Source organism: Burkholderia cenocepacia (genome assembly GCF_014211915.1).
In the GTDB taxonomy this organism is placed as follows: Bacteria; Pseudomonadota; Gammaproteobacteria; order Burkholderiales; family Burkholderiaceae; genus Burkholderia; species Burkholderia orbicola.
In genome coordinates this window covers 1,240,485-1,264,698 of record NZ_CP060039.1, presented here as the reverse complement: position 1 = coordinate 1,264,698, position 24,214 = coordinate 1,240,485, and the positions used below count along the sequence as shown (strand labels likewise).

The window sequence follows — 24,214 nt, the reverse complement described above, 5'->3', positions numbered from 1 at the left end:
TTTGCTGCACGAAACGCCGCGTTTTTGGGCGGTTTCGCACGCCAGAATTCAACTCTGTTCCCGAAATGCGTCCGTCCGATCCGTTTTCAAGACCGGACGAGCGATGCGGATATTAAATTTTTTCAATCGCCGCCGGCTAGCGGATCGTGCGGGCCGGCGGCGCGCTCGCCGGCCGGTGCAGCGGCCGCCGCGGCATCGGCCGCCGTGGCGATCTTCCCCGTGCCGCCGCGACGGCTGCCTGGAACTGCGCGAGGCCATGCCAGCCCGTCGCGCGGCCGAGCCGCTTGCCGCGGTGGAAGAAGAACCACGTCGGCACGCCGTGCAGCCCGAAGCGGCGCCCCAGTTCATGGTGTTCGTACACGTTGCAATGGAACCACTTCAGGCCGAGCGCACGGATCGCGTCGGGCTGGGCGAGCATCGCCTTCTTCGCGATCTCGCAGTTGAAGCAGTCGACGCCCCAGAAGAACACCACGGCCAGCGCATCGCCCGCGCCGCCGACGGCCGCGTCGAAGGTGCCGGCGTCGAGCGCCTGCATGTCGAACGCGTCGAACGCGGCCGGATCGATGCCGGCGGGCACCATTTCCGCTGCCTTACTTCGACTGCGCGACGGTGACGAGCGCCGGGCGCAGCACGCGGTCGGCAATCATGTAACCCTTTTGCAGCACGGTGACGACGGTGTTCGGCTCCTGCTCGGCCGGCACCATCGAAATGGCCTGGTGCTGGTGCGGATCGAACTTCTCGCCGACCGGGTTGATCGCGACGACGCGGCCCTTCTCGAGCGCGCTCGTCAACTGGCGCAGCGTCAGCTCGACGCCTTCGCGCACCTTCGCGATGTCGCCGGAGGTATCGTTGACGGCCGCTTCCAGGCTGTCCAGCACGGGCAGCAGGTGCTCCGCGAAGCTCTCGATCGCGAACTTGTGCGCCTTCGACACGTCGTCCTGCGCGCGGCGGCGCACGTTCTCGGTCTCGGCCTTCGCCCGCAGGAAGCTTTCCTGGAGCTCGGCGACCTTGGCTTGAGCCTCCGCGAGCGCCGCGTCGGCAGCTTCGGCAGCGGGTGCGGCGCCTTGCGCCGCCTGCTTCTCGCTGCCGATGTCTTCGGCCGATGGGGTAGTCGGGTTCTCTTGCGTGTTTTCCATGTCGCTGAAAGTCGATTAGAGGTTGAAGCCAAATCGGCAACCGTCGGACGTATACCCGGCGGCACCGCACATTACTGGTGCAAATAAGGGCGAAAACTGCGATTTCAAGAGGGTCTTTCGCCGGCATTCGCCAATGCCGCGAAACAACCGCGCACTTTCCGGTGCAGGCGTCGCATAGTCCGCCGGATCGGGCGAAACGGCCTGTAACAACGCTTACCGGGCAAGGACTAGCTCCGCACAGGCCCGCTGCACTACACTCCATTCAAGCGTCGGAAAGCGTGTTTACCCTGAGCTGACCGTCGCCTGACATCCACCTGGCGCCGTTTTCACCCTTGTTGTCGAGGGGAGTACCGTGAAACTGACCTTTGCGATATCGGTGGTCGCGCTGGTACTCATTGCCGGCACCACCACCATCTGCCTGTCGGGAGCCGTCACCGACCGCACGACCGAATACGGAAGCGCGCGGGCGACGTTCGACCAGATGTTCAGCTCCCACCAGAAAATCTGTCGATGATGCGCCGGTCGCGCTTCGTCGGCCGGCCGTGCAGTTCGGCCGCCGGCTCGCGATACGTGCGGCGCCGCTCCAGTTCGGCGAGCCGCGCGGCCCGCCCCGCTTCCGTTTCCTCGTAAAGCGTCTGCGCGACGCTCGCGGGCCCGCGCACGTCGCACACGCCCAGCACGGCAATGTGCCAGACGATGCCGTCGATCGCAATCTCCACGTCGTCGCCGACCCGCACGTCCTTCGACGGCTTGACCGCCGCGCCGCCGATCTTCACGTGCCCCTTGTCGACCGCATCGGTCGCGAGCGAGCGCGTCTTGAAGAACCGGGCCGCCCACAGCCATTTGTCGATCCGCAGCTTCGCGCCCGGCTCCGTGGAAATCTTGTAGTTCATGTCAGTCTCCGCCGGGCCGCCCTGCAAAGGCCGGCCGCGCCTTCGGGCGGCAGCGGGTGCAGTGGACGCGGCAGTCGTTTCATCTCAGTTAACCGGTTCGGGCTGCGCAGCCTTGACGGGCCAGCCCTGCAGATTCTCCGCGACGATCTCGCCGAGCGCGCCGATCCACGCGGACGCGCCGTTCAGGCACGGAATCCGGTGGAAAGTCTTGCCGCCGCCGGCGAGGAACTCGTCGCGCACCTCCATGCCGATTTCCTCGATCGTCTCCAGGCAATCGGCCGTGAAGCCGGGACAGAACACGTCGGCGCGCCGCACGCCGGCCTCGCCGAATTCGCGCAGCGTCGGCGCGGTGTACGGCTGCAGCCATTCGGCCTTGCCGAAGCGCGACTGGAACGTGACGCGGCATTCGGTGGTCGACAACCCCAGCGCGGCCATCAGCAAGGCGCCCGTCTGCTGACACTGGTCGTGATACGGGTCGCCGAGATCGAGCGTGCGCTTGGGCACGCCATGGAAACTCAGCACCAGCTTGTCGCCGCCCGCGAAATCGGGCCGGCCGTGCTGCAACCAGTACTGGCGCACCTGCTCGGCCAGCGCATGGATATAGGCCGGATGGTCGGCGTAGTGCCGCACCGAGCGCACTTCCGGCTGATTGCGCATGCGCGCCAGCGCGTCGAACGCGGCATCGAAGGCGGTGGCCGTGGTCGACGCCGAGTATTGCGGATACATCGGCATCAGCAGCACGCGCTCGACGCCGGCGCGCTTGAACTGCGTGAGCGCATGCGAAATGCTCGGGCTGCCGTAGCGCATCGCGTAGTCCACCATCACGTGATAGCCGTTCGACGTGAGCAGATGCCGCACGCTGTCGGTCTGGCGCTCGGTGTATACGCGCAGCGGCGAACCCTCGGGCATCCAGACGGCCGCGTATTTCTTCGCGGACGAGCGGCCGCGCAGCGGCAGGATCAGCGTGCGCAGCAGCACCTGCCAGACGGCCTGCGGGATTTCGACGACCCGCGGGTCCGACAGGAATTCGGCCAGGTAGCGCCGTACGGCGCGCGGCGTGGGCGCGTCGGGTGTGCCGAGATTGATCAGCAGCACACCGATGCGATGGGCGGCCGCGACGCTCGAAGGCGGCTCAAGATCGAAACGCATGGGCAAGAACGTGCTCGAGGCACGGGACCGGACGGTCCTCGATTATAGCGGGCCGCCCCGTGCCGTTCGGCCGACTGTCGCCGCGAGCGACGGCGCGGCACGATAGCGGGGCGGGATCTGGCCGGCGATTGCCCGCCACCGCCGGCGGGTCACCGGTTATTGCTGGCTCAGCGTGAGCGACAGCAGGCGCGCGGTGATGTCGACGATCGGGATCACGCGGTTGTACGCCATGCGGGTCGGGCCGATCACGCCGAGCGTGCCGACGATCTGCCCGTTCACCTCGTACGGCGCGGTGACGACGCTCATTTCCTCGATCGGCACGAGCGTCGATTCGCCGCCGATGAAGATCTGCACGCCCTGGGCGTGGCTCGACACGTCGAGCAGTTGCAGGAGGCCCGTCTTTTGGTCGAATACGTCGAACAGCTTGCGCAGCCGCGCCATGTCGGAAGAAAGATCCGCCACCTCGAGCAGGTTGCGCTCGCCGGAAATCAGCACGGTGTCCTCGGTGTCGGGCACCTCGGTGCTGGCCGTCACGGCCGCGTGCATCAGCGTCGTCATGTCGCCGCGCAACTGGTCGATCTCGTCGCGCAGGCGGCGGCGCACCTCGTCGAACGACAGGCCGGCGAAATGCGCATTGATGTAGTTGGACGCCTCGGTCAGCTGCGACGGCGAATAGTCGCGCGGCGTCGCGAGCATGCGGTTCTGCACGTCGCCCTCGGGCGTGACGATGATCAGCAGGATGCGCTTGTCGGACAGGCGCATGAACTCGATCTGCTTGAACACGTGGCTGCGGCGCGGCGTCAGCACGACGCCCGCGAACTGCGACAGGTTCGACAGCACGCTCGCGGCAGCCGCGACCACCCGCTGCTGCGGCTCGCCGGCCTGCAGCGTGTTCTGCACCTGGCGCGCGACGGCCTCGGCGTCGATCGGCGCCTCGACCGTCAGCATCGTATCGACGAACAGCCGGTACCCGCGCGGCGTCGGAATGCGGCCGGCCGACGTGTGCGGGCTCGACACGAGGCCGAGTTCCTCCAGGTCGGACATCACGTTGCGGATCGTCGCCGGGCTCAGCTCGAGCCCGGAGTAACGGGACAACGTGCGCGAGCCGACCGGCTGACCGTCGGCGATATACCGTTCGATCAGGGTTTTCAGGAGGGTTCGTGCGCGAGGATCTAGCATGGTGGAAAATTTTAGCGCAACCGCGCGACTGCGGCGAGTACCGTCGGCCACCGTTGCGCGGGGCGGCCCGATCCGGCCCCGTCGGCGCACAGCCGGTTCTTTTCGTCAACGAGCTATGGTGTAATGCCGGCATGAAAACCGGTAATCAGTTCAAGACTGTCGCGCTCGTCGGCCGGAGCAACACGCCCGGCATCGCCGAACCGCTCGCCACGCTGGCGGACAGCATCGCCACGCTCGGCTTCGAGGTCGTCTTCGAAGGCGATACCGCGCGGGAAATCGGCATCGCCGGCTATCCGGCGCTCACCCCGGCCGAAATCGGGGCACGAGCGGACGTGGCGATCGTGCTCGGCGGCGACGGTACGATGCTCGGCATCGGCCGCCAGCTCGCGCCGTACCGGACCCCGCTGATCGGCATCAACCACGGGCGGCTCGGCTTCATCACCGACATCGCGGCATCCGACATGCAGGCGCTCGTGCCCGTGATGCTGGCCGGCAAGTTCGAGCGCGAGGAGCGTTCGCTGCTCGAGGCGCGGATCGTGCGCGACGGCGAACCGATCTACCACGCGCTCGCGTTCAACGACGTCGTCGTGAACCGCAGCGGCTTCTCCGGGATGGTCGAGCTGCGCGCGTCGGTCGACGGCCGCTACATGTACAACCAGCGCTCGGACGGCCTGATCGTCGCGACGCCCACCGGCTCGACCGCGTACGCGCTGTCGTCGGCCGGCCCGATCCTCCATCCGCAGCTGGCGGGCGTCGTGCTCGTGCCGATCGCGCCGCACGCGCTGTCGAACCGGCCGATCGTGCTGCCCGACGATTCGAAGATCGCGATCCAGATCGTCGGCGGCCGCGACGTCAACGTGAACTTCGACATGCAGTCGTTCACGTCGCTCGAACTGAACGATACGATCGAGGTGCGCCGCTCGAAGCACACGGTGCCGTTCCTGCACCCGATCGGTTACAGCTACTACACGACGCTGCGCAAGAAGCTGCACTGGAACGAACACGCATCGAACGAAGACGACAAGGCGTCCTGACGCCGCTGCTCCCGACACCATGCTCCGCCACCTCTCGATCCGCGACTTCGTCATCGTCGCCGCGCTCGATCTCGAATTCGACAGCGGCTTTTCCGTCTTTTCCGGCGAAACCGGCGCCGGTAAATCGATCCTGATCGACGCCCTGGCCCTCGCGCTCGGCGAACGCGCCGACGCGAGCGTCGTGCGCACCGGCTGCGGTCGCGCCGACATCACGGCCGAATTCACGCCGCACGACCGCGTCGCGCGCTGGCTCGACGAACACGCGTTCGACGCCGAGGACAGCGTGATGCTGCGCCGCGTGATCGACGCGAACGGCCGTTCGCGCGCATTCATCAACGGCACCAGCGCGACGCTCGCGCAACTGCGCGAACTCGGCGAGATGCTCGTCGACATCCACGGCCAGCACGCGCACCAGCTGCTGATGCGGCCCGACGCGCAGCGCGAGCTGTTCGACACGCATGCGGGGCTCGTCGCCGATGCCGCGAACGTCGCGCGCGCGTGGCGCGTATGGCGCGACGCGACGCAGGCGATCGACGCCGCGAAGGCGCACGAGCGCGAACTGCAGCTCGAGCGCGAAAAGCTCGCGTGGCAGCTCGCCGAACTCGACAAGCTCGCGCCGCAAGCCGGCGAATGGGACGAAGTCAGCAACGAACACAAGCGCCTGTCGCATTCGGCGAACCTGATCGAAGGCGTGCGCGGCGCGCTCAACGCGCTGTCCGAGTCCGACGACGCGATGCTCGCGCAGCTCGGCGCGATCGTGTCGAAGCTGCGCAGCCTGGCCGACTACGACACCGCGCTCGGCGATGCGCTCGCGTCGCTGGAGCCGGCCGAGATCCAGTTGCAGGAAGCCGTCTATTCGCTGTCGCATTACGCGCAGCGCGTCGATCTCGACCCGGAGCGGCTCGCGCAGGTCGAAACGCGTCTCGACGCGCTGCACTCGACCGCCCGCAAGTTCCGGCTGCCGCCCGACACGCTGCACGAAGAGCATGCGGCGCGCCGCGCGCAACTCGCCGCGCTCGACGCGGCCGCCGATCTCGGCGCGCTCGAGGCGGCGCAGGCCAAGGCGCGGGAAGCCTATCTCGCCGACGCCAAACGCCTGTCGAAGGCGCGCGCGCAGGCGGCCAAGGCGCTCGGCACGGCCGTCACGGCCGGCATGCAGGAATTGTCGATGGCGGGCGGGAGCTTCGAAGTCGCGCTCGTGCCGCTCGTCGACGGCGGCCCGCACGGGCTCGAACAGGTGGAGTTCCGCGTGGCCGGGCACCCGGGCGTGCCGCTGCGGCCGCTCGCGAAGGTCGCGTCGGGCGGCGAGCTCGCACGGATCAGCCTCGCGCTCGCGGTGATCGCCAGCGCGGCGAGCCCGACGCCGACGCTGATCTTCGACGAAGTCGACACGGGGATCGGCGGCGGCGTCGCCGAAGTGGTCGGCCGCCTGCTGCACCAGCTCGGCCGCGACCGCCAGGTGCTGTGCGTGACGCACCTGCCGCAGGTCGCCGCGCGCGGCGACCATCATTTCCAGGTCGCGAAAGGCGCCGACGAGCGCGGCGGCACGGTGTCGTCGGTCGTCGCGCTCGACAAGGCGAGCCGCGTCGAGGAAGTCGCGCGGATGCTCGGCGGGCTCGAAATCACGGCCACCACACGCAAGCACGCGAAGGAAATGCTGGCGGCCTGACGCTGGCACCGCGTTGGCCGAATGCAGGAAGACCGGCGTGTGCGCCGGTCTTTTTTCACGGACGGACGATCGGCCGCTCGATCGCATCCGCCTTGCGCCGCGGAATCGTCCGTGGAATTCGAACGCGCGCCTCAAACGCCCGTTTCAGCCGCCCTGAACATCAACGGCCCCGAACACGCGCTCCCACAGCGCCGTCACGGCCGCCCGCTCGTCGGCCACCACTGCCGGATCGACGCGTGCCTTCTCCATCCCGTCGAGCCGCAGCTTGTGCTGGAGCTTCCGGTACTTGCGGTACGCCGCGCCGACACGCTCGGCCTCGTCCTCGCCCATCAGCCCGAAACGCGCGACCTCGCGCAGCAGCGCGATGTTGCCGGTATTGCGGATCAGCTCCGCGTCGCTCGACGCATGCAGCAGCACCCAGTACTGGACGATGAACTCGATGTCGACCATCCCGCCGCGATCGTGCTTCAGGTCGAACAGCTCGGTGTGGTTCGGATGGCCGGCGAACACCTTGCCGCGCATATCGACGATCTCCTTCGCGAGCACGCCGCCGTCGCGCGGCGTCGTCAGCACCTGCTGGCGGATCGCCTCGAAAGCCGCGCCGATCTGCGCGTCGCCCGCGCTGTAGCGGGCGCGCGTCAGCGCCTGGTGCTCCCACACCCACGCGGTGTTCGCCGCATCGCCCTCGCGCAACTGGTAGCGGCGGAACGCGTCGAGATCGGTGACGAGCAGCCCGGCCTCGCCGTTCGGCCGCAGCCGCAGGTCGATGTCGAACAGCGCGCCCGCGCCGGTCGCGGTCGTGAGCCACGTGATCAGGCGCCGCGTGAAGGTCGTGTAGACGTCCGCCGAGCGCTCGTCCGGGTCGTCGTACAGGAAGATCAGGTCGAGATCCGACGCGTAGCCGAGCTCCTTGCCGCCCAGCTTGCCGTACGCGATCACCGCGAACTTCGGCACGTCGCGGTGGCGCTTCGCGAGCTGCGACCAGACGACTTCGATCGTCACGTCGAGCACCGCGTCGGCCAGCTCGGACAGCCGGTCGCTCACATGCTCGACCGACAGTTGCCCGGCCAGGTCGATCAGCAGGATCCGGAACACCTCCGCGTGCTGCGCGTGGCGCAGCAGGTCCATCTGCTGCTCGGGGCCGTCGGCCGCCGCGAGCCGCGCGCGCAGCGCATCCTTGAACGCGGGCCAGTCGAACGGGCTCGCGATCGCCTCGTCATCGAGCAATTCGTCGAGCAGCTGCGGGTGGCGGATCAGGTAGCCGCCGCCCCAGCGCGTCGCGCCGAGCACCGACAGCACACGGTCGAGCGCCGCCGGATATTCGGTCAGCAGCGCGAGATAGACGCCGCGCCGGCTCACCGTCTCGAGCAGATCGAACAGGCGCACGATCGTGTCGTCGCGGCGCGCGGCGTCGATCGTCGGCGCGGCGTCGAGCGCGCGCTGCGCGACGCTGTCGAAGCGCTGCCGGCTCTTTTCCGGCAGCCCGGTATAGCGCGACGACTGCCAGATCGCGCGCAGCCGCGCGAGCACGGCGGCCGGATCGGCGAACCCGAGGCCGTCGAGGCGCGCGACCAGCGCGTCGTCCTCGCCGTCGTCGGCCAGCGCGCCGCTCCAGATCCACGCGGCTGCCGTGTCGTCACCCGCCGTGCAAGGGCCGCCGCCCTTCACCTTGTCCGCGAAGATCTGGTCGAACTGCGCCTCGACGAAGTTCCGGTGTTCGTCCAGCACCGTCATCAGCGCCGCATAGTCGGCAAAACCGAGCGACGCGGCCAGCGCCGCGCGCTCGTCGGGCTCGACCGGCATCGCGTGCGTCTGCGCATCGTTGCGGTACTGCAGCCGGTGCTCGAGCGTACGCAGGAAATTGTAGGCATCGGTCAGGCGCGCGCACACGTCGTCGCCGATCAGCCCGCGCGCCTGCGCATGCCGCAGCACCGCGAGCGTCGGCCGCACGCGGAATTCCGCATCCTGGCCGCCGCGGATCAGCTGGAATACCTGCGCGCTGAACTCGATCTCGCGGATCCCGCCGCGCCCGAGCTTGATGTCGTCGGCCTTGTCGGGCCGCATCGACGCGCGCCGCGCGGCTTCGTGCCGGATCTGCTGGTGCAGCGAACGGATCGCACCGATCACGCCGAAATCGAGATAGCGACGGTAGACGAACGGCTTGACGATCGATTCCAGCTGCGCCGCCAGCCGCTGCGCGGCGTCGCTGTCGCCTTCCGACACGAGCCGCCCCTTGATCCACGCATAGCGCTCCCACTCGCGCCCCTGCACGTAGAAATATTCCTCGAGCATGCCGATGCTGCAGACGAGCGGCCCCGAATCGCCGTTCGGGCGCAGCCGCATGTCGACGCGAAACACGTAGCCGTCGGCCGTGACCTCGGACAGCACGCCGATCAGGCGCCGGCCGAGCCGCGTGAAGTATTCCTGCGTGGACAGCGGCGACCGCGTGCCGCCGGTGGTTTCGCCGTCGTCCTCGTAGACGAAGATCAGGTCGATGTCCGACGACACGTTCAACTCGCGGCCGCCGAGCTTGCCCATCCCGACCACGCCGAGCACGACGCGCTGGCCGTCGGCGCCGCGCGGCTCGCCGTACAGCGCCTCGAGTTCGGCCGACAGCAGCGCGAGCGAGCGCTGCACGGCCACTTCGGCGAGATCGGTCATCGCGCCGGTGACCTCGGCGACGTCCGCCAGCCCGCGCAGGTCGCGTTCCGCGACCGCGCCGAACGCCTCGGCGCGCAACTGCCGCAGCGCGCGCTTCAGTTGCTCCTCGCCCGGCGCGGCCGTGCCGGCGGGCGTCGCGAGCAGTTCGGTCAGGCGCGCGTCGAGCTGCGCGCGGCCGAGCGGCGCGGCCGCCCACGCGGCAATCTGTTCGGCCAGCGCGGGCCGCGCGGCAGCCGCGCGGGCAAGGTATCGGGAATAGGACGTGCTGATCAGGGCGGATGCGTCGGTCATCGAGAAGCGGGCCTGGCGGAAAAGGCCGGCCGGCAGCGAACCGGCGTGTGCGCGCCCCGCTGCCGGCCAGCCTCATGGACTCGGCGCGGCCCCGCCGGACGCGCACGCGCCCGTCGCGACACCGCGCGCCGGAAAGCCCGTGCCGTGCTGCCCCCAACGGCCGCCGGCACGAACCCCTGTGATACATTTCAACGTCAATCTGCAAAACTACCATATCGCCGCCCGTCCGCCGCATGTCCGACCGTCAGGAATCCGCCGTAGCTGCGCCCGAAGCGGGACCTCCGAAGCACGATCATCCGGTCCTGCGTCGCGTGTTCAGGGTGACGCTGGCAGTCGGGATCGGCACCTACTTCATCGCGTCCGGCGCCTTCCTCGGGCTGCGCTACGTGGTGCTGCCCCGCATCGACGAATTCCGCCCGCGCATCGAGCGCGCCGTGTCCGACAAGCTCCACGCCCAACTTTCGATCGGCAAGCTTTCCCCGAACTGGTCCGGCATGCAGCCGGGCGTCGAACTCACGAACCTGACGATTCGCGGCCGTGACGGCAAGGTCGCGCTGTCGGTGCCGCACGCGACGGCCGCGCTGTCGTGGATGTCGCTGCTGCGGCTGTCGCCCGCGCTGTCGAGCCTGATCGTCGACCAGCCCGATCTCGTGGTCGCGCGGGCGGCCGACGGCTCGCTGAGCGTCGCGGGCGTCGGCGTCGCCACCACCCACGGCGGCAACGACACGTTCGGCACCTGGCTGCTGAAACAGGAGGCGATCGTGCTGCGCGGCGGCACGCTGCGCTGGCGCGATGCGCAGCACGCCGCGCCGGAGCTCGTGCTGTCCGGCATCCGGATCGCGGTGCTCAACGACGGCCGCGTGCACAAGGCCGCGCTGCAGGCGCCCGCGAACGGCACGCTGCTGCTCGGCCCGCTCGATTTCCGCGCGCGCTTCAAGCACAAACCGCTCGCGCCGATCGGCAAGCCGGCGAACTGGACCGGCGACGCCTACCTGTCGACCGGCCCCGTCGACCTGCAGACGCTCACGCGCTATCTCGACGTGCCGCTCACGATCCATGCGGGCCGGATCGACAACGCGATCTGGGCGACCTTCGGCGACGGCCACCTGCGCTCGGCGGGCGGCGACCTGCAAGGCGCCGACGTCGCGCTGCGCGTGCGCCCGACGCAGCCGCGGCTCGACGTGCCGACGGTCGGCTTCGGCTGGGACATGGTGCTCGATGCGGGGCACGACTACACGCTGCACCTGACCCGCTTCAATGCGGAGCTCGGCCAGCCGCCGCTGCCGGACGGCACGCCGCTCGCTCGCTCGCTCGCGCTGTCGACGCTGACGGCACGCTACCGCGTGCCGACCGCGAACCAGGGGCAACTGCTCAGCGTGGTCGGCGACCGCGTCGATCTCGGCATCCTCAGCGAATTCATCCGCGGGCTGCCGCTGCCGGCGCGCCTGCGCAACGAGCTGATCAAGATCGACCCGCGCGGGATGGTGTCGAACTATCACATCGAGGTCGAGCGCGCGAAACCCGCGCATGCCGATCTCGCCGACGAGGAGCGGCGCATGGGCGCCGCGCCGATCGTCCGCTACCGCTTCCTCGGCGATCTGCAAGGCATCAGCTTCGCCGCGCAGGAGCCGCCGCCCGGGCTCTCGCCGCGCGGTCACCCGCGCGCCGGCTGGCCGGGCGTCGAGAACCTGTGGGGCCGCGTCGATGCAAACGAGACGGGCGGCTCCGCGCATATCGACACCGTCAAAGCGGCGGTCACCGTGCCCGGCGAATTCGACGAGCCGCGCCTGACGTTCGACCGGTTGCGCGGCAATGCCAAATGGACGATCACGCCCGCGCCCGGCGACAAGCATGCGCGCGTCGACGTGTCGCTGCCCGACCTGCTCGTGTCGAATCCCGATGCCGAAATCGCGGTGTCGGGCTCGTACACGAACCCCGGCCACGGCCGCGGCACGCTCGACCTGCGCGCCGATTTCGCCCGCGCGTCGGTCGCGCGCATTCCGCGCTACCTGCCGACCGGGATGTCCGAGCACCTGCGCGACTATCTCGGCCACGCATTGCAAGACGGCACCGTGAGCAAGGGCGCGTCGATCGTCGCGCGCGGCCCGCTCGAGAAATTCCCGTTCGAACACGAGCCGGACGCCGGCGTGTTCCATATCGTCGCGCCGTTCACCGGCGGCCGCTTCGAGCCGACGCCGTACCCGCCGCGCAAGCTCGCGAACGGCACGCCGAGCGTCTGGCCGGCGCTCGACGGGATCGACGGCGTGTTCGAACTCGCGCAGAACAAGCTGCGTTTCGACATCGAGCGCGCGCACTACAAGCGCGTCGCGCTGACGAAGGTCGCGGGCCGCATCGACGACCTCGGCAATCCGTCGCACTCGCCGCTGATCATCGACGGCCATGCGCAGGGCCCGCTCACCGACCTGATCGACTACGCGGACAACAGCTCGCTCGGCACGATGAGCAACCATATCGGCCAGCGGATCGACGCGCAGGGCCCCGCGTCGCTCGCGCTGAAGATCACGATTCCGCAACACGTCCCTCATCCGCACACGCACGTCGAAGGCGCGCTCGCGTTCGGCGGCAACACGCTGTCGACGAGCGGCGTGCCGCCGCTGTCGGCCCTGCGCGGCAGCGTGCGCTTCACCGAGGCCGGCGCGTCGCTGCACGCGCTGTCGGGGCGCTTCCTCGGCGGCCCGGTGCGCGCGAACGGCACCTTCCGGTCGCACGGCCCGTACGCGGTGGACGTCGACGGCCGGCTCGCGCTCGACGCCGCGCGCGGCCTGAACCTGCACGGCGCGGCCGCCGCGCTGCTCGAGCACGTGGTCGGCGACGCACCGTACAAGGTCGCGGTGCGCGGCGCGCCGGGCCGCCTGCCCGACGTCAGCGCGCAATCCGACCTGACGGGCGTCGCGCTGAACTTCCCGGCGCCGTTCGCGAAACCGGCCGGCACGCCGATGCCGTTCCGCTTCACGCTGCAGCCGGCGCCGCAGGTGGACGGCAAACGCCTCGAACATGCCGACCTGACGCTCGGCCCGGTGACCGCGACCTACCTGCTCGACGCGACGCGCGGCCAGCCGCTGCGCGCGGTGCGCGGCGCGATGGGCATCCACCGGATGCCCGACATGCCGCAGGACGGCGTGAGCGCGGCCGTCGACGTCGCCGAACTGGACGCCGACGCGTGGCTCGCCCTCGCCCACACGCTGCAGCCCGACACGCCGCGCGCACCGGAACCGCAGGCCGCGCCGCGCGTCGATTTCGCGAGCTTCGCGCCGAAGCGCTTCGCGTTCCATTTCGGCACGCTGAAGCTGCTCAAGCGCAACTGGGAGAACGTGATCGTCGGCGCGTCGCACGTCGACGACCTCTGGCAGGCGAACATCGCGTCGAACCAGGTCTCGGGCTACCTGTCGTGGGCGCCGGGCGGCGGTCACAACGGCGCGGGCGTGCTGAACGCGCGGCTCGCGAAGCTGGTCGTGCCGCAGAGTTCGCAGCACGACCTCGTCGGCCGCGCGATGAACCTGCCGACGCCGACCGACCGCCCGATGCCGTCGATCGACCTGATCGTCGACCAGGTCGTCGCGCGCGATCACGACATCGGCCGGCTCGTCGTCAACGCGCGCAACATCGACGAAGACGGCACGCCCGTTTGGCAACTCGACAAGCTGGAACTGGCGAACCCGGCCGCAAAACTCACGGCGACCGGCAACTGGCGCACCTCGCGCCGCGCGCTGGCCCGCGGCGCCGACGAAAACGACGCGCCGCGCCGCACCGTGTTCGACTTCAAGCTCGACATCGACAACGCGGGCGCGCTGCTCGACCGGGTCGGCCTGCCGCGCACGCTCGCGGACGGTCACGGCTCGGTCACGGGCAAGGTCGGCTGGCGCGGCGGCCCGACCGCGGTCGACTTCCCGTCGCTCGGCGGCCAGGTCGCGCTCGACCTCGAACACGGGAAGATCCTGAAGGTCGACCCCGGCGCGGCGAAACTGCTCGGCGTGCTGAGCCTGCAGAGCCTCGCGCGCTTCCTGACGCTGAATTTCCGCGACGTGGTCGGCAAGGGGCTGCCGTTCGACAAGATCACCGGTACCGGCCGGATTTCGAACGGGATCGCGCGCACCGACGACTTCTCGATGATGACGGGCCCCGCGAACGTCACCGTGCGCGGCGCGGTCGATCTCGGCACCGAAACGCAGGACCTGCATGCGCACGTCGCGCCGAAGATCAGCGCGGGCGCCGCCGCGATCGGGGCGGCCATCATCAACCCGCTGCTCGGCGTCGGCGTGCTGGCCGCGAACTACGCGCTGTCCCAGACGCTGTCGCGCGCGTTCGCGCTCGACTACGCGATCACCGGCTCGTGGGCGCACCCGCACATCGAGCGGGTGGGAAGCGATCAGGGTAAGATGAATCACGGTCCGGCCGATGCCTCGAGCCATTGAGCGCGCATCGACCCGCGCAGCGCGCCGGGCCGCACCCCATTTATGACGCAACCGATTCCGCGATGACCGACCCCGCCCGTTCCGCCACGCCCTTCCAGGTCGCCGCGCTGCAGATGGTGAGCACGCCGGACGTCACCCGCAATCTCGCCGAAGCGCGCCGCCTGATCGCGGAAGCCGCCGGTGAAGGCGCGCAACTCGTGCTGCTGCCCGAGTACTTCTGCTTCATGGGCCACCGCGACACCGACAAGCTCGCGCTCGCCGAACCGTACCGGGATGGCCCGATCCAGCAGTTCCTCGCCGACGCCGCGCGCCGCCACGGCATCTGGGTGATCGGCGGCACGCTGCCGCTGAAGGCGCCGGAACCCGATCGCGTGCTGAACACGACGCTCGTGTTCGATCCGTCCGGCACCGAGGCCGCACGCTACGACAAGATTCACCTGTTCAACTTCGAGAAAGGCGACGAATCGTTCGACGAGGCGCGCACGATCCGCGCGGGCGACACGGTCGTCGCGTTCGATGCGCCGTTCGGGCAGGTCGGCCTGTCGGTCTGTTACGATCTCCGCTTTCCGGAGCTGTATCGCCGCATGGGCGACTGCGCGCTGATGGTCGTGCCGTCGGCGTTTACGTATACGACGGGCCGCGCGCACTGGGAAATGCTGCTGCGCGCGCGGGCCGTCGAGAACCAGTGCTACGTGCTCGCGGCCGCGCAGGGCGGCAAGCACGAGAACGGCCGGCGCACGTGGGGCCACAGCATGCTGATCGACCCGTGGGGCGAGATCGTCGCGGTGCGCGACGAGGGCGCCAGCGTCGTGCTCGGCACGCTCGATCCGCAACGCATCGCCGACGTACGCCAGAGCCTGCCCGCGTGGCGGCACCGCGTGCTGACCTGAATCCGCCGCACCGTTTGAAACGCCGCGCGGCCCACCCATCTGCCCGGCAGCACCCGACAACTTTTTGAGAATCCCGATATCCGCATGAACATCATCGAACCCGGCATCCGCAACCTCGCGCTGGCGAAGGACATCCTGCTCACGCCGTACGGCCTCGACGAAAGCCTGCTCACGCGCACGATCGCCGACATCTTCACGCATCGCGTCGACTACGCGGACCTGTATTTCCAGGCGACCCGCAGCGAAGCGTGGAGCCTCGAGGAAGGCATCGTCAAATCGGGCAGCTTCAGCATCGACCAGGGCGTCGGCGTGCGCGCGGTCGCGGGCGACCGCACCGCGTTCGCGTACTCGGACGACCTGTCGCCCGAGGCCATCGCGCAAGCCGCCGCCGCCACCAAGGCGATCGCGGCGGCCGGCGGCGGCCGCCAGAAGATCAAGGCCGCCACGTCGCTGACGGGCATCTCGGGCCGCGACCTGTACCTGCCGTCCGACCCGCTCGCGTCGCTCGACGCGACGGCCAAGGTCAAGCTGCTCGAACGCATCGAGCAGATGGCGCGCGGGCGCGACCCGCGCATCACGCAGGTGATGGCCGGCCTCGCCGGCGAATACGACGTCGTGCTGGTCGCGCGCAGCGACGGCGCGCTCGCGGCCGACATCCGGCCGCTGGTGCGCGTGTCGGTGACGGTGATCGCCGAACAGAACGGCCGTCGCGAGATCGGCTCGGGCGGCGGCGGCGGCCGCTTCGACTACGGCTACTTCACCGACGAAGTCCTGTCGCGCTACGTCGACGACGCCGTGCACGCGGCGCTCGTCAACCTCGACGCCCGCCCCGCGCCGGCCGGCGCGATGACGGTCGTGCTCGGACCGGGCTGGCCGGGCGTGCTGCTGCACGAGGCGATCGGCCACGGCCTCGAAGGCGACTTCAACCGCAAGGGCTCGTCCGCGTTCGCCGGCCGGATTGGCGAGCAGGTCGCCGCGAAGGGCGTGACGGTGGTCGACGACGGTACGCTGCCGAACCGCCGCGGCTCGCTGAACATCGACGACGAGGGCAACCCGACGCAGTGCACGACGCTGATCGAGGACGGCATCCTGAAGGGCTACATCCAGGACACGCTGAACGCGCGCCTGATGAAGATGCCGGTCACCGGCAACGCGCGGCGCGAGTCGTACGCGGCGCTGCCGATGCCGCGCATGACGAACACGTACATGCTGAACGGCGACAAGGACCCGCAGGAAATCATCGCGTCGGTGAAGAACGGCCTGTACGCGGTGAACTTCGGCGGCGGCCAGGTCGACATCACGAACGGCAAGTTCGTGTTCTCGGCGTCCGAGGCGTACATGATCGAGAACGGCAAGATCACCTACCCGGTGAAGGGCGCGACGCTGATCGGCAGCGGCCCGGAATCGCTGAAGTACGTGAGCATGATCGGCAACGACATGTCGCTCGACACGGGCGTCGGCGTATGCGGCAAGGAAGGCCAGAGCGTGCCGGTCGGCGTCGGCCAGCCGACCCTGCGGATCGACAAGATGACGGTCGGCGGTACGGCATAACCGCATCGCGGCGCAGACAATCCGCGCATTTTGACGAAAACGCGCGGATTGTCCGCATTTTTGAACGTCCCCGGTTGCCAGCCGCGCGGGGACCGGGTATAAATTCCGAATCAACTTTTTTGACGAGCCGAATTTCCGTCATGTCCGCCAAGTTTTACTTTTACTTTTTTTGGTATCTCAGACCGCTGGCGGATCGAGAGGGTTGATGGCGCGTAAAGCGCAACCGAAATTCCCGAAAAAACCGCCGGCGAACCCGGCGGTTTTTTTTCGCCCTTCGCCAGTCGGTCGCCGCCGCAGCCGTTCAGCAGCCCCGACCGACACCACTGAATCGCCCGAATTGATGAATCTGCCGCACGCGCACTGACCGAACGGCGCCCCGGAAAATTAGGAGAAACAGCATGCCCCCGCACAACACCGACGACGTCCGCATCCGCGAACTCAAGGAACTGACGCCGCCCGCCCACCTGATCCGCGAATTCGCGTGCTCCGAAGCCGCGTCCGAGCTGATCTACCACTCGCGCCAGTCGATGCACCGCATCCTGCACGGGATGGACGACCGGCTGATCGTGGTGATCGGGCCGTGCTCGATCCACGATACGAAGGCCGCGATCGAATACGCGGGCCGGCTCGTGAAGGAACGCGAGCGCTTCAAGGGCGAACTGGAAATCGTGATGCGCGTCTATTTCGAGAAGCCGCGCACGACGGTCGGCTGGAAGGGACTCATCAACGATCCGCACCTCGACAACAGCTTCAAGATCAACGAAGGGCTGCGCACCGCGCGCGAGCTGCTGCTGCAGATCAACGAAATGGGGCTGCCGGCCGCGACCGAATACCTCGACATGATCAGCCCGCAGTACATCGCCGACCTGATCTCGTGGGGCGCGATCGGCGCGCGCACGACCGAGTCGCAGGTGCACCGCGAGCTCGCGTCGGGGCTGTCGTGCCCGGTCGGCTTCAAGAACGGCACCGACGGCAACGTGAAGATCGCGGTCGACGCGATCAAGGCCGCGTCGCAGCCGCACCATTTCCTGTCGGTGACGAAGGGCGGCCATTCGGCGATCGTGTCGACGGCCGGCAACGAGGACTGCCACGTGATCCTGCGCGGCGGCAAGGCGCCGAACTACGACGCGGACAGCGTGAACGCCGCGTGCGCGGACATCGGCAAGGCCGGCCTCGCCGCACGCCTGATGATCGACGCGAGCCACGCGAACAGCTCGAAGAAGCACGAGAACCAGATCCCCGTGTGCGCCGACATCGGCCGCCAGATCGCGGCCGGCGACGAACGCATCGTCGGCGTGATGATCGAGTCGCACCTCGTCGAGGGCCGCCAGGACCTGAAGGAAGGCTGCGCGCTGACCTACGGCCAGAGCATCACCGACGCGTGCATCGCGTGGGACGACAGCGTGAAGGTGCTCGAAGGCCTCGCGGAATCGGTGAAGGCACGGCGCGTCGCGCGCGGCAGCGGGAACTGAAGAAAGCCGACAGGCTGATCGCATGGCCTCGCCTGGCGGCGAATTGGCCACGCGGCCAGCCTGCGCCCGGCGTGTCGCTCTGCTAGACTAGCTAACATCACCTAGCTAACTAGAGGATCGACCATGCCGACCGTCAACATGCACGATGCCAAGTCGCGGCTTTCCAGCCTCGTCGAAGCGCTTGAATCGGGGCGCGAAGCCGAAGTCGTGATCGCCCGCAATGGTCATCCGGTCGCGCGGATCGTTCCTTACGCCGCGCCAAAGCGGATCGGCGCGGCCCGTCAGTTGCTTGCCGGATTGAACATCCCGGCAAGCGTCGAGGCATTCAATGCCGGCGATGAATCGATCGCCGCGGACTTCGATGCCAGCTCGGACCAAGGGCTCACGCCGTGAAGCTGCTGCTTGATACGCACATCGCGCTCTGGGCGGCTGAAGGCGCGCCGCAACTTTCGCCGACTGCCGTCGCGTTGATCGAGGATCCCCAGAACACGCTGTACGTCAGTGCCGCATCCATCTGGGAAATCGCAATCAAGTATCGCAAGGGCAACCTCCCCGTTCATCCGCGGGATGCCCGCTCAGCGTTCCGGCTCGCCGGTTTCGCGGAGTTGCCGATCAGCAGCGATCACGTCGAAGGCGTCGCCGCACTGCCCGATTTCCCCGATCATGCCGATCCATTCGACCGCATGATGGTCGCGCAGGCACTGCATGAAGGCATGCCGCTCGTCAGTGCCGATCCGAAGGTGTGGCGCTACCACGCAACGCTGATGTTGCGCGCCTGAAGTCGCCCGCACGGTGCCACATGTAAAAAGCCCGGCTCGCGCCGGGCTTTTTCATTGCATTGTTGCGTTGGCCGAGACCGGCCGCCGGTACCTCACTCGAGCGCACCCGACCCGAAGATTTCGGTGTTCACGCGTTCCGGCGCGACGCCGAGCGCGACGAGCGCGTCGCGCTGCGCCTTCATGAACGCGACCGGCCCGCAGATGTAGTAATCGGCATCCGGTACCAGCGCGTAGTGCTTCACGCGCTCCGGCGTGAGGCGCCCTTCGAGGTCATGGTCGATGCCGACGCGATCGTTCGGGCCCACCAGCTCGTACAGCACCGTGCGCTTGACGTTCGCGTGCTCGCCGACGGTGTCGTTCAGCCAGTCGCGGAATGCGTGCACGGCACCCGAACGGCAGGCGTGAATGAACCGCACGTCGCGCTGGCTGCCTTCGGCGATCAGCGTCGACGCCATCGACATCATCGGCGTGATGCCGACGCCGCCCGAGATCAGCACGACCGGCGTATCCACGTCGCGCTTCAGCGAGAAGTCGCCCATCGGCGCGGTCACTTCGACGATCGCGCCCGCTTCGACGCCGTCATGCATCAGCGTCGACACCTTGCCGGCCGGAATCGCTTCCGGCTTGCCGGCCTCACGCTTCACCGAGATGCGCAGCCACTTGCCGTGCGGCGCATCCGAGAGACTGTACTGGCGCGGCTGGTCGACGCCGAGATCGCCGACGAAACGCTTCACCGTGATGTACTGGCCCGGCTCGAACGTCGGCGCCGCGCCGCCGTCGGCCGGCGTCAGGTAGAACGACGTGATCTCGTCGCTTTCACGCACCTTGCGCGCGACCCTGAACGGGCGGAAGCCGCTCCACGCGGCGTTCGCGTACAGATCGGCCTCGGCGCCGATCAGGATCTGCGCGAGCTGGCCGTACGCGACGCGCCATGCCTCGAGCGTGTCGGCATCGACCGCGTCGCCGAGCACTTCGACGATCGATGCGAGCAGGTTCTCGCCGACGATCGGGTAATGCTCGGGCGGATGTTCAGGCTGGCGTGCTTGTGCGAGATGCGCGACACCGCGCCGCCCAGCGCACCGAGGTTGTCGATGTTCGCCGCATACGCATAAACGGCCTTCGCGAGCGTCTCGGGCTGGCTGCCGGTCTTCTGGTGCGTCTGGTTGAACAGGTTTTTCAGTTCCGGATGACGCGCGAACATGCGCTGATAGAAATGCTTCGTGATCGTCGCGCCGTGCTCGGCGAGGACGGGGGCGGTGGCCTTCACACGGGCCATCTGGTCAGCGGTGATGCGGGTCATGTTCGTTCTCCTTTAAACATGCACAAAGAATACATGTTTAAAGGAGAGCGCTCGCCGGGCAAATTGTCGCAGTGCGCAAAAATGTGACGGCAGGCTAACGGACGCGCCCGCGCTCCCATAACACGTCGGTTCCGCCGTCGGCGCGGTTCAGCACGCGCGCCAGCACGAACAGCAGGTCGGACAGCCGGTTCACGTACCGCCGCGGTGCATCATTGAGCGTATCGCCGCGCCCGAGCGCGACGATCGAGCGCTCCGCGCGGCGGCACACGGTTCGGCAGACGTGCGCGAGCGACGCCGCGCGCGAGCCGGCCGGCAGGATGAACTCCTTCAGCGGCGGCAGCGTCGCGTTGTAGTCGGCAAGCCACCGGTCGAGGCGGGCGAGATGCGTGTCGTCGAGCACTGCGTGGCCAGGAATGCACAGCTCGCCGCCGAGATCGAACAGGTCGTGCTGAATCGTGACGAGCGCCGTGCGCACGTCGTCCGGCAAGGTCTCGGCCAGCAGCACGCCGAGATTCGAGTTCAGTTCGTCGACGTCGCCGATCGCGGCGATCCGCGCGTCGTCCTTGCCGATGCGCCGTCCGTCGCCAAGGCCGGTGGTGCCGTCGTCGCCCGTGCGCGTCGCGATCTTGCTCAAGCGGTTGCCCATGCGAATGTCCTCTCGTGCGCGGCCGCCATGCGGCCCGGTTGGCTGGAACGCGATTATCGCAGCCCGCGGCGGGAGGCGCAGCGGACGTTACAGCGTAGAATGGGCCGACAGTTCGACAAGCAGTCAGGAGACATTCGTGAATCACCCTGCCCCGCCGGCCGCCACGCGCCGCCCGCTGCCTCCCGCCATGCTCGATGCGCTGCGCGCCGCCTTCGGCGAGCGCGTGTCGACCGCCGACGCGGTCCGCGCCCATCACGGCCGCGACGAATCCCCGTTCGATCCGCAACTGCCCGACGCCGTCGTGTTCGCGCGCAGCACCGACGACGTGCGCGAAGTCGTGTCGCTGTGCTCGCTCTACAGCGTGCCGCTGATCCCGTACGGCGCCGGCTCGTCGCTCGAAGGCCACCTGCTCGCGGTGCGCGGCGGCGTGTCGCTCGATTTGTCGGAAATGAACCGCGTGCTGTCGATCAATGCCGAGGACCTGACCGTGACGGTCGAGCCCGGCATCACGCGCAAGGCGCTCAACGAGGCGCTGCGCGATACCGGCCTGTTCTTCCCGATCGATCCGGGCGCCGACGCCAGCATCGGCGGGATGACCGCGACCCGTGCATCGGGCACCAACGCCGTCCGCTACGGCACGATGCGCGAGAACGTGCTCGGCCTGACCGCGGTGCTCGCGGACGGCCGCGTGGTCAAAACCGGTTCCCGCGCGCGCAAGTCGTCGGCCGGTTACGACCTCACGCGCCTGTTCGTCGGGTCCGAAGGCACGCTCGGCGTGATCACCGAAATCACGCTGCGCCTGCACCCGCTGCCCGAAGCCGTGTCGGCCGCGATCTGCACGTTCCCGACGATGGGCGACGCGGTGCGCACGGTGATCGAGACGATCCAGATCGGCGTGCCGATCGCGCGCGTCGAATTCGTCGATGCGCTCGCGGTGCGCTCGATCAACCGCCACTCGAACCTGACGCTGACCGAAGCGCCGACGCTGTTCTTCGAATTCCACGGCACCGAGGCCGGCGTGAAGGAACAGGCCGAACTCGTGCAGGCGCTCGCCGGCCAGAACGCCGGCCAGGGCTTCGAATGGGCGACCCGCCCCGAGGATCGCACGCGGCTCTGGTCCGCGCGCCACAACGCGTACTTCGCGATGCTGCAGCTGAAGCCCGGCTGCCGCGCGGTGACGACCGACGTGTGCGTGCCGATCTCGCAGCTCGCCGCGTGCGTCGAGGAAACCGAGGTCGACCTGCGCGCGTCGTCGCTGCCCTGCCCGATCGTCGGCCACGTCGGCGACGGCAATTTCCACGTCGCGATCCTGATCGATCCCGACAAGCCCGAGGAACTCGCCGAAGCCGAGCACATCAACGACCGGATCGTCGAGCGCGCGCTGCGGCTGGGCGGCACCTGCACGGGCGAGCACGGCATCGGGCTGCACAAGATGCGCTTCCTGCCGAAGGAGCACGGCGACAACGCGATCGACACGATGCGCGCGATCAAGCTCGCGCTCGATCCGCGCAACCTGATGAATCCAGGCAAGATTTTCACGTGCTGACCCGGCGGCGCGAGCTCGCGCCGCACGCAGGAGACCTCATGAACGCTCCCGTCGAACTGTCGAGCGCCGCACGCGCGCAGCGTCAGCGCGAAGTCGTGCAGGCGCTGATGGCCGTGCTGCCGACGCACTGCCTGCTGTACCGCGACGAGGACACCGCGCCGTACGAATGCGACGGCCTGTCCGCGTACCGCCGGCTCCCGCTCGCGGTCGCGCTGCCCGAAACGGAGTCGCAGGTGCAGCGGATCGTGCAGATCTGCCGCCGCATGGAAGTGCCGATCGTGCCGCGCGGTGCCGGCACGAGCCTGTCGGGCGGCGCGCTGCCGATCGCGCTCGGCGTCGTGCTGTCGCTCGCGCGCTTCACGCGCATCGTCGAAGTCGATCCGTACGCGCGCACCGCGACCGTGCAGCCCGGCGTGCGCAACCTCGCGATCTCGGAGGCGGCCGCGCCGTACGGCCTGTATTACGCACCCGATCCGTCGTCGCAGATCGCCTGCACGATCGGCGGCAACGTCGCGGAAAATTCCGGCGGCGTCCACTGCCTGAAATACGGTCTGACCGTGCACAACGTGATGCGCGTGCGCGCGGTGACAATCGACGGCGAGGTCGTCGAATTCGGCTCGCTCGCGCTCGACATGCCGGGCCTCGACCTGCTCGCCGTGATGATCGGCAGCGAAGGGATGTTCGCGATCGTCACCGAGGTCACGGTACGGCTGATTCCGAAGCCGCAGACCGCGCAGCTCGTGATGGCGAGCTTCGACGACGTCGTCAAGGGCGGCGAGGCGGTGGCGGCGATCATCGCGTCGGGCATCATCCCGGCCGGGCTCGAGATGATGGACAAGCCCGCCACGCAAGCGGTCGAGGCGTTCACGCACGCGGGCTACGACCTCGACGCGAAGGCGATCCTGCTGTGCGAATCGGACGGCACGCCGGAAGAAGTCGCCGAGGAAATCGTCCGGATGACGGCCGTGCTGCGCGAACACGGCGCGACGCGCATCCAGGTGTCGCGCAACGAACACGAGCGGCTGCGCTTCTGGTCCGGCCGCAAGAACGCGTTTCCGGCCGCCGGGCGCATTTCCGCCGATTACTACTGCATGGACGGCACCGTGCCGCGCCGCGCGATCGGCCCGCTACTCGCGCGCATCGAGCAGCTCGAAACCTGCTACGGGCTGCGCTGCATCAACGTGTTCCATGCGGGCGACGGCAACATGCATCCGCTGATCCTGTACAACGCGAACGACCCGGACGAGCTGCACCGCGCCGAGCAGTTCGGCGCGGAAATCCTCGAATGCTGCGTGGAATTCGGCGGCAGCGTGACCGGCGAGCACGGTGTCGGCATCGAAAAACTCAATTCGATGTGCGTGCAGTTCTCGCCGCAGGAGCGCGACGCGTTCTTCGCGGTCAAGCGCGCATTCGATCCGGCCGGGCTGCTGAATCCGGACAAGGGCATCCCGACCCGCGCGCGCTGCGCCGAATACGGTCGCCAGCACGTGCGCGGCGGGCTGTTGCCGCACCCCGACCTGCCGCGCTTCTGAGCGGCACGCGCGGGTCGCGCCCCGCACCGGCGGCCGTGGTGCGGGGGTCTGCC

Annotated in this window: 17 protein-coding genes and 2 pseudogenes; 11 read left to right on the top strand and 8 right to left on the bottom strand. The window is 68.6% G+C overall.

Annotation, left to right across the window (positions count from 1 at the left end; all coding sequences use genetic code 11):
- Positions 1-122: 122 nt before the first annotated feature.
- A pseudogene (locus SY91_RS05915) lies at positions 123-580 on the bottom strand (thioredoxin family protein).
- Between the two features lie 10 nt (positions 581-590).
- The gene (gene grpE / locus SY91_RS05910; protein WP_023477682.1) at positions 591-1,136 is read right to left on the bottom strand and encodes a nucleotide exchange factor GrpE; all 546 of its coding nucleotides are present in this window, start codon (positions 1,134-1,136) and stop codon (positions 591-593) included.
- A gap of 352 nt (positions 1,137-1,488) precedes the next feature.
- Between grpE and SY91_RS05905 the strand changes: the two genes are divergently transcribed.
- Positions 1,489-1,650: a hypothetical protein gene (locus SY91_RS05905; protein WP_006476841.1), complete on the top strand. Its 162-nt coding sequence runs from the start codon at positions 1,489-1,491 to the stop codon at positions 1,648-1,650.
- On the opposite strand, the gene SY91_RS05900 is transcribed toward SY91_RS05905, so the two are convergent.
- The 3 genes from SY91_RS05900 to hrcA form a co-directional block, all read right to left on the bottom strand.
- Positions 1,622-2,029 carry an RNA-binding S4 domain-containing protein gene (locus SY91_RS05900; protein WP_023477683.1) on the bottom strand — a complete coding sequence of 136 codons (408 nt, stop codon included), beginning with the start codon at positions 2,027-2,029 and terminating at the stop codon, positions 1,622-1,624. The two genes, SY91_RS05905 and SY91_RS05900, sit on opposite strands and share 29 nt — an antisense overlap.
- 84 nt (positions 2,030-2,113) lie before the next feature.
- Positions 2,114-3,178, bottom strand: a complete 1,065-nt coding sequence (gene hemH / locus SY91_RS05895; RefSeq protein ID WP_023477684.1) for a ferrochelatase — start codon at positions 3,176-3,178, stop codon at positions 2,114-2,116.
- A 156-nt stretch (positions 3,179-3,334) separates the two neighbouring features.
- Positions 3,335-4,357 (bottom strand): heat-inducible transcriptional repressor HrcA, encoded by a 1,023-nt coding sequence (hrcA, locus tag SY91_RS05890; protein ID WP_027783618.1) that lies wholly within the window; start codon positions 4,355-4,357, stop codon positions 3,335-3,337.
- A gap of 131 nt (positions 4,358-4,488) precedes the next feature.
- Here hrcA and SY91_RS05885 point away from each other — a divergent pair, with 131 nt between their 5' ends.
- Positions 4,489-5,391 carry an NAD kinase gene (locus SY91_RS05885; RefSeq protein WP_011544636.1) on the top strand — a complete coding sequence of 301 codons (903 nt, stop codon included), beginning with the start codon at positions 4,489-4,491 and terminating at the stop codon, positions 5,389-5,391.
- Positions 5,392-5,410: 19 nt separating this feature from the next.
- Positions 5,411-7,060 carry a DNA repair protein RecN gene (recN, locus tag SY91_RS05880; protein WP_023477686.1) on the top strand — a complete coding sequence of 550 codons (1,650 nt, stop codon included), beginning with the start codon at positions 5,411-5,413 and terminating at the stop codon, positions 7,058-7,060.
- A 144-nt stretch (positions 7,061-7,204) separates the two neighbouring features.
- Here recN and glnE read toward each other — a convergent pair whose 3' ends face one another.
- Positions 7,205-10,012: a bifunctional [glutamate--ammonia ligase]-adenylyl-L-tyrosine phosphorylase/[glutamate--ammonia-ligase] adenylyltransferase gene (gene glnE / locus SY91_RS05875; protein WP_054927381.1), complete on the bottom strand. Its 2,808-nt coding sequence runs from the start codon at positions 10,010-10,012 to the stop codon at positions 7,205-7,207.
- 233 nt (positions 10,013-10,245) lie between these two features.
- Between glnE and SY91_RS05870 the strand changes: the two genes are divergently transcribed.
- The 6 genes from SY91_RS05870 to SY91_RS05845 all read left to right on the top strand — a co-directional run bounded on the left by SY91_RS05870 (position 10,246) and on the right by SY91_RS05845 (position 19,137).
- Positions 10,246-14,445, top strand: a complete 4,200-nt coding sequence (locus SY91_RS05870; protein ID WP_185921108.1) for a YhdP family protein — start codon at positions 10,246-10,248, stop codon at positions 14,443-14,445.
- 62 nt (positions 14,446-14,507) lie between these two features.
- Positions 14,508-15,335 (top strand): carbon-nitrogen hydrolase family protein, encoded by an 828-nt coding sequence (locus tag SY91_RS05865; protein WP_124476124.1) that lies wholly within the window; start codon positions 14,508-14,510, stop codon positions 15,333-15,335.
- Between the two features lie 84 nt (positions 15,336-15,419).
- Positions 15,420-16,886 (top strand): metalloprotease TldD, encoded by a 1,467-nt coding sequence (gene tldD / locus SY91_RS05860; protein ID WP_059791796.1) that lies wholly within the window; start codon positions 15,420-15,422, stop codon positions 16,884-16,886.
- A 398-nt stretch (positions 16,887-17,284) separates the two neighbouring features.
- Positions 17,285-18,358, top strand: a complete 1,074-nt coding sequence (aroG, locus tag SY91_RS05855) for a 3-deoxy-7-phosphoheptulonate synthase AroG (RefSeq protein WP_006476851.1) — start codon at positions 17,285-17,287, stop codon at positions 18,356-18,358.
- 123 nt (positions 18,359-18,481) lie between these two features.
- Entirely contained in the window at positions 18,482-18,751 is a 270-nt protein-coding gene (locus SY91_RS05850; RefSeq protein WP_023477004.1) for a type II toxin-antitoxin system Phd/YefM family antitoxin, read from the top strand.
- On the top strand, positions 18,748-19,137 hold the full coding sequence (locus SY91_RS05845) for a type II toxin-antitoxin system VapC family toxin (protein WP_023477003.1): 390 nt from the start codon (positions 18,748-18,750) through the stop codon (positions 19,135-19,137). The genes SY91_RS05850 and SY91_RS05845 overlap by 4 nt, the downstream gene beginning before the upstream one ends.
- Before the next feature lie 92 nt (positions 19,138-19,229).
- On the opposite strand, the pseudogene hmpA reads toward SY91_RS05845, so the two are convergent.
- Both hmpA and SY91_RS05835 read right to left on the bottom strand, forming a co-directional pair.
- Positions 19,230-20,437, bottom strand: a pseudogene (hmpA, locus tag SY91_RS05840) (NO-inducible flavohemoprotein).
- A 94-nt stretch (positions 20,438-20,531) separates the two neighbouring features.
- Entirely contained in the window at positions 20,532-21,083 is a 552-nt protein-coding gene (locus SY91_RS05835) for a cob(I)yrinic acid a,c-diamide adenosyltransferase (protein WP_011544630.1), read from the bottom strand.
- A gap of 136 nt (positions 21,084-21,219) precedes the next feature.
- On the opposite strand from SY91_RS05835, the gene SY91_RS05830 reads away from it, so the two are divergent.
- Both SY91_RS05830 and SY91_RS05825 read left to right on the top strand, forming a co-directional pair.
- Positions 21,220-22,629: an FAD-binding oxidoreductase gene (locus tag SY91_RS05830; RefSeq protein ID WP_011694156.1), complete on the top strand. Its 1,410-nt coding sequence runs from the start codon at positions 21,220-21,222 to the stop codon at positions 22,627-22,629.
- 38 nt (positions 22,630-22,667) lie between these two features.
- Entirely contained in the window at positions 22,668-24,161 is a 1,494-nt protein-coding gene (locus SY91_RS05825) for an FAD-linked oxidase C-terminal domain-containing protein (RefSeq protein WP_023477001.1), read from the top strand.
- Positions 24,162-24,214: the final 53 nt, after the last annotated feature.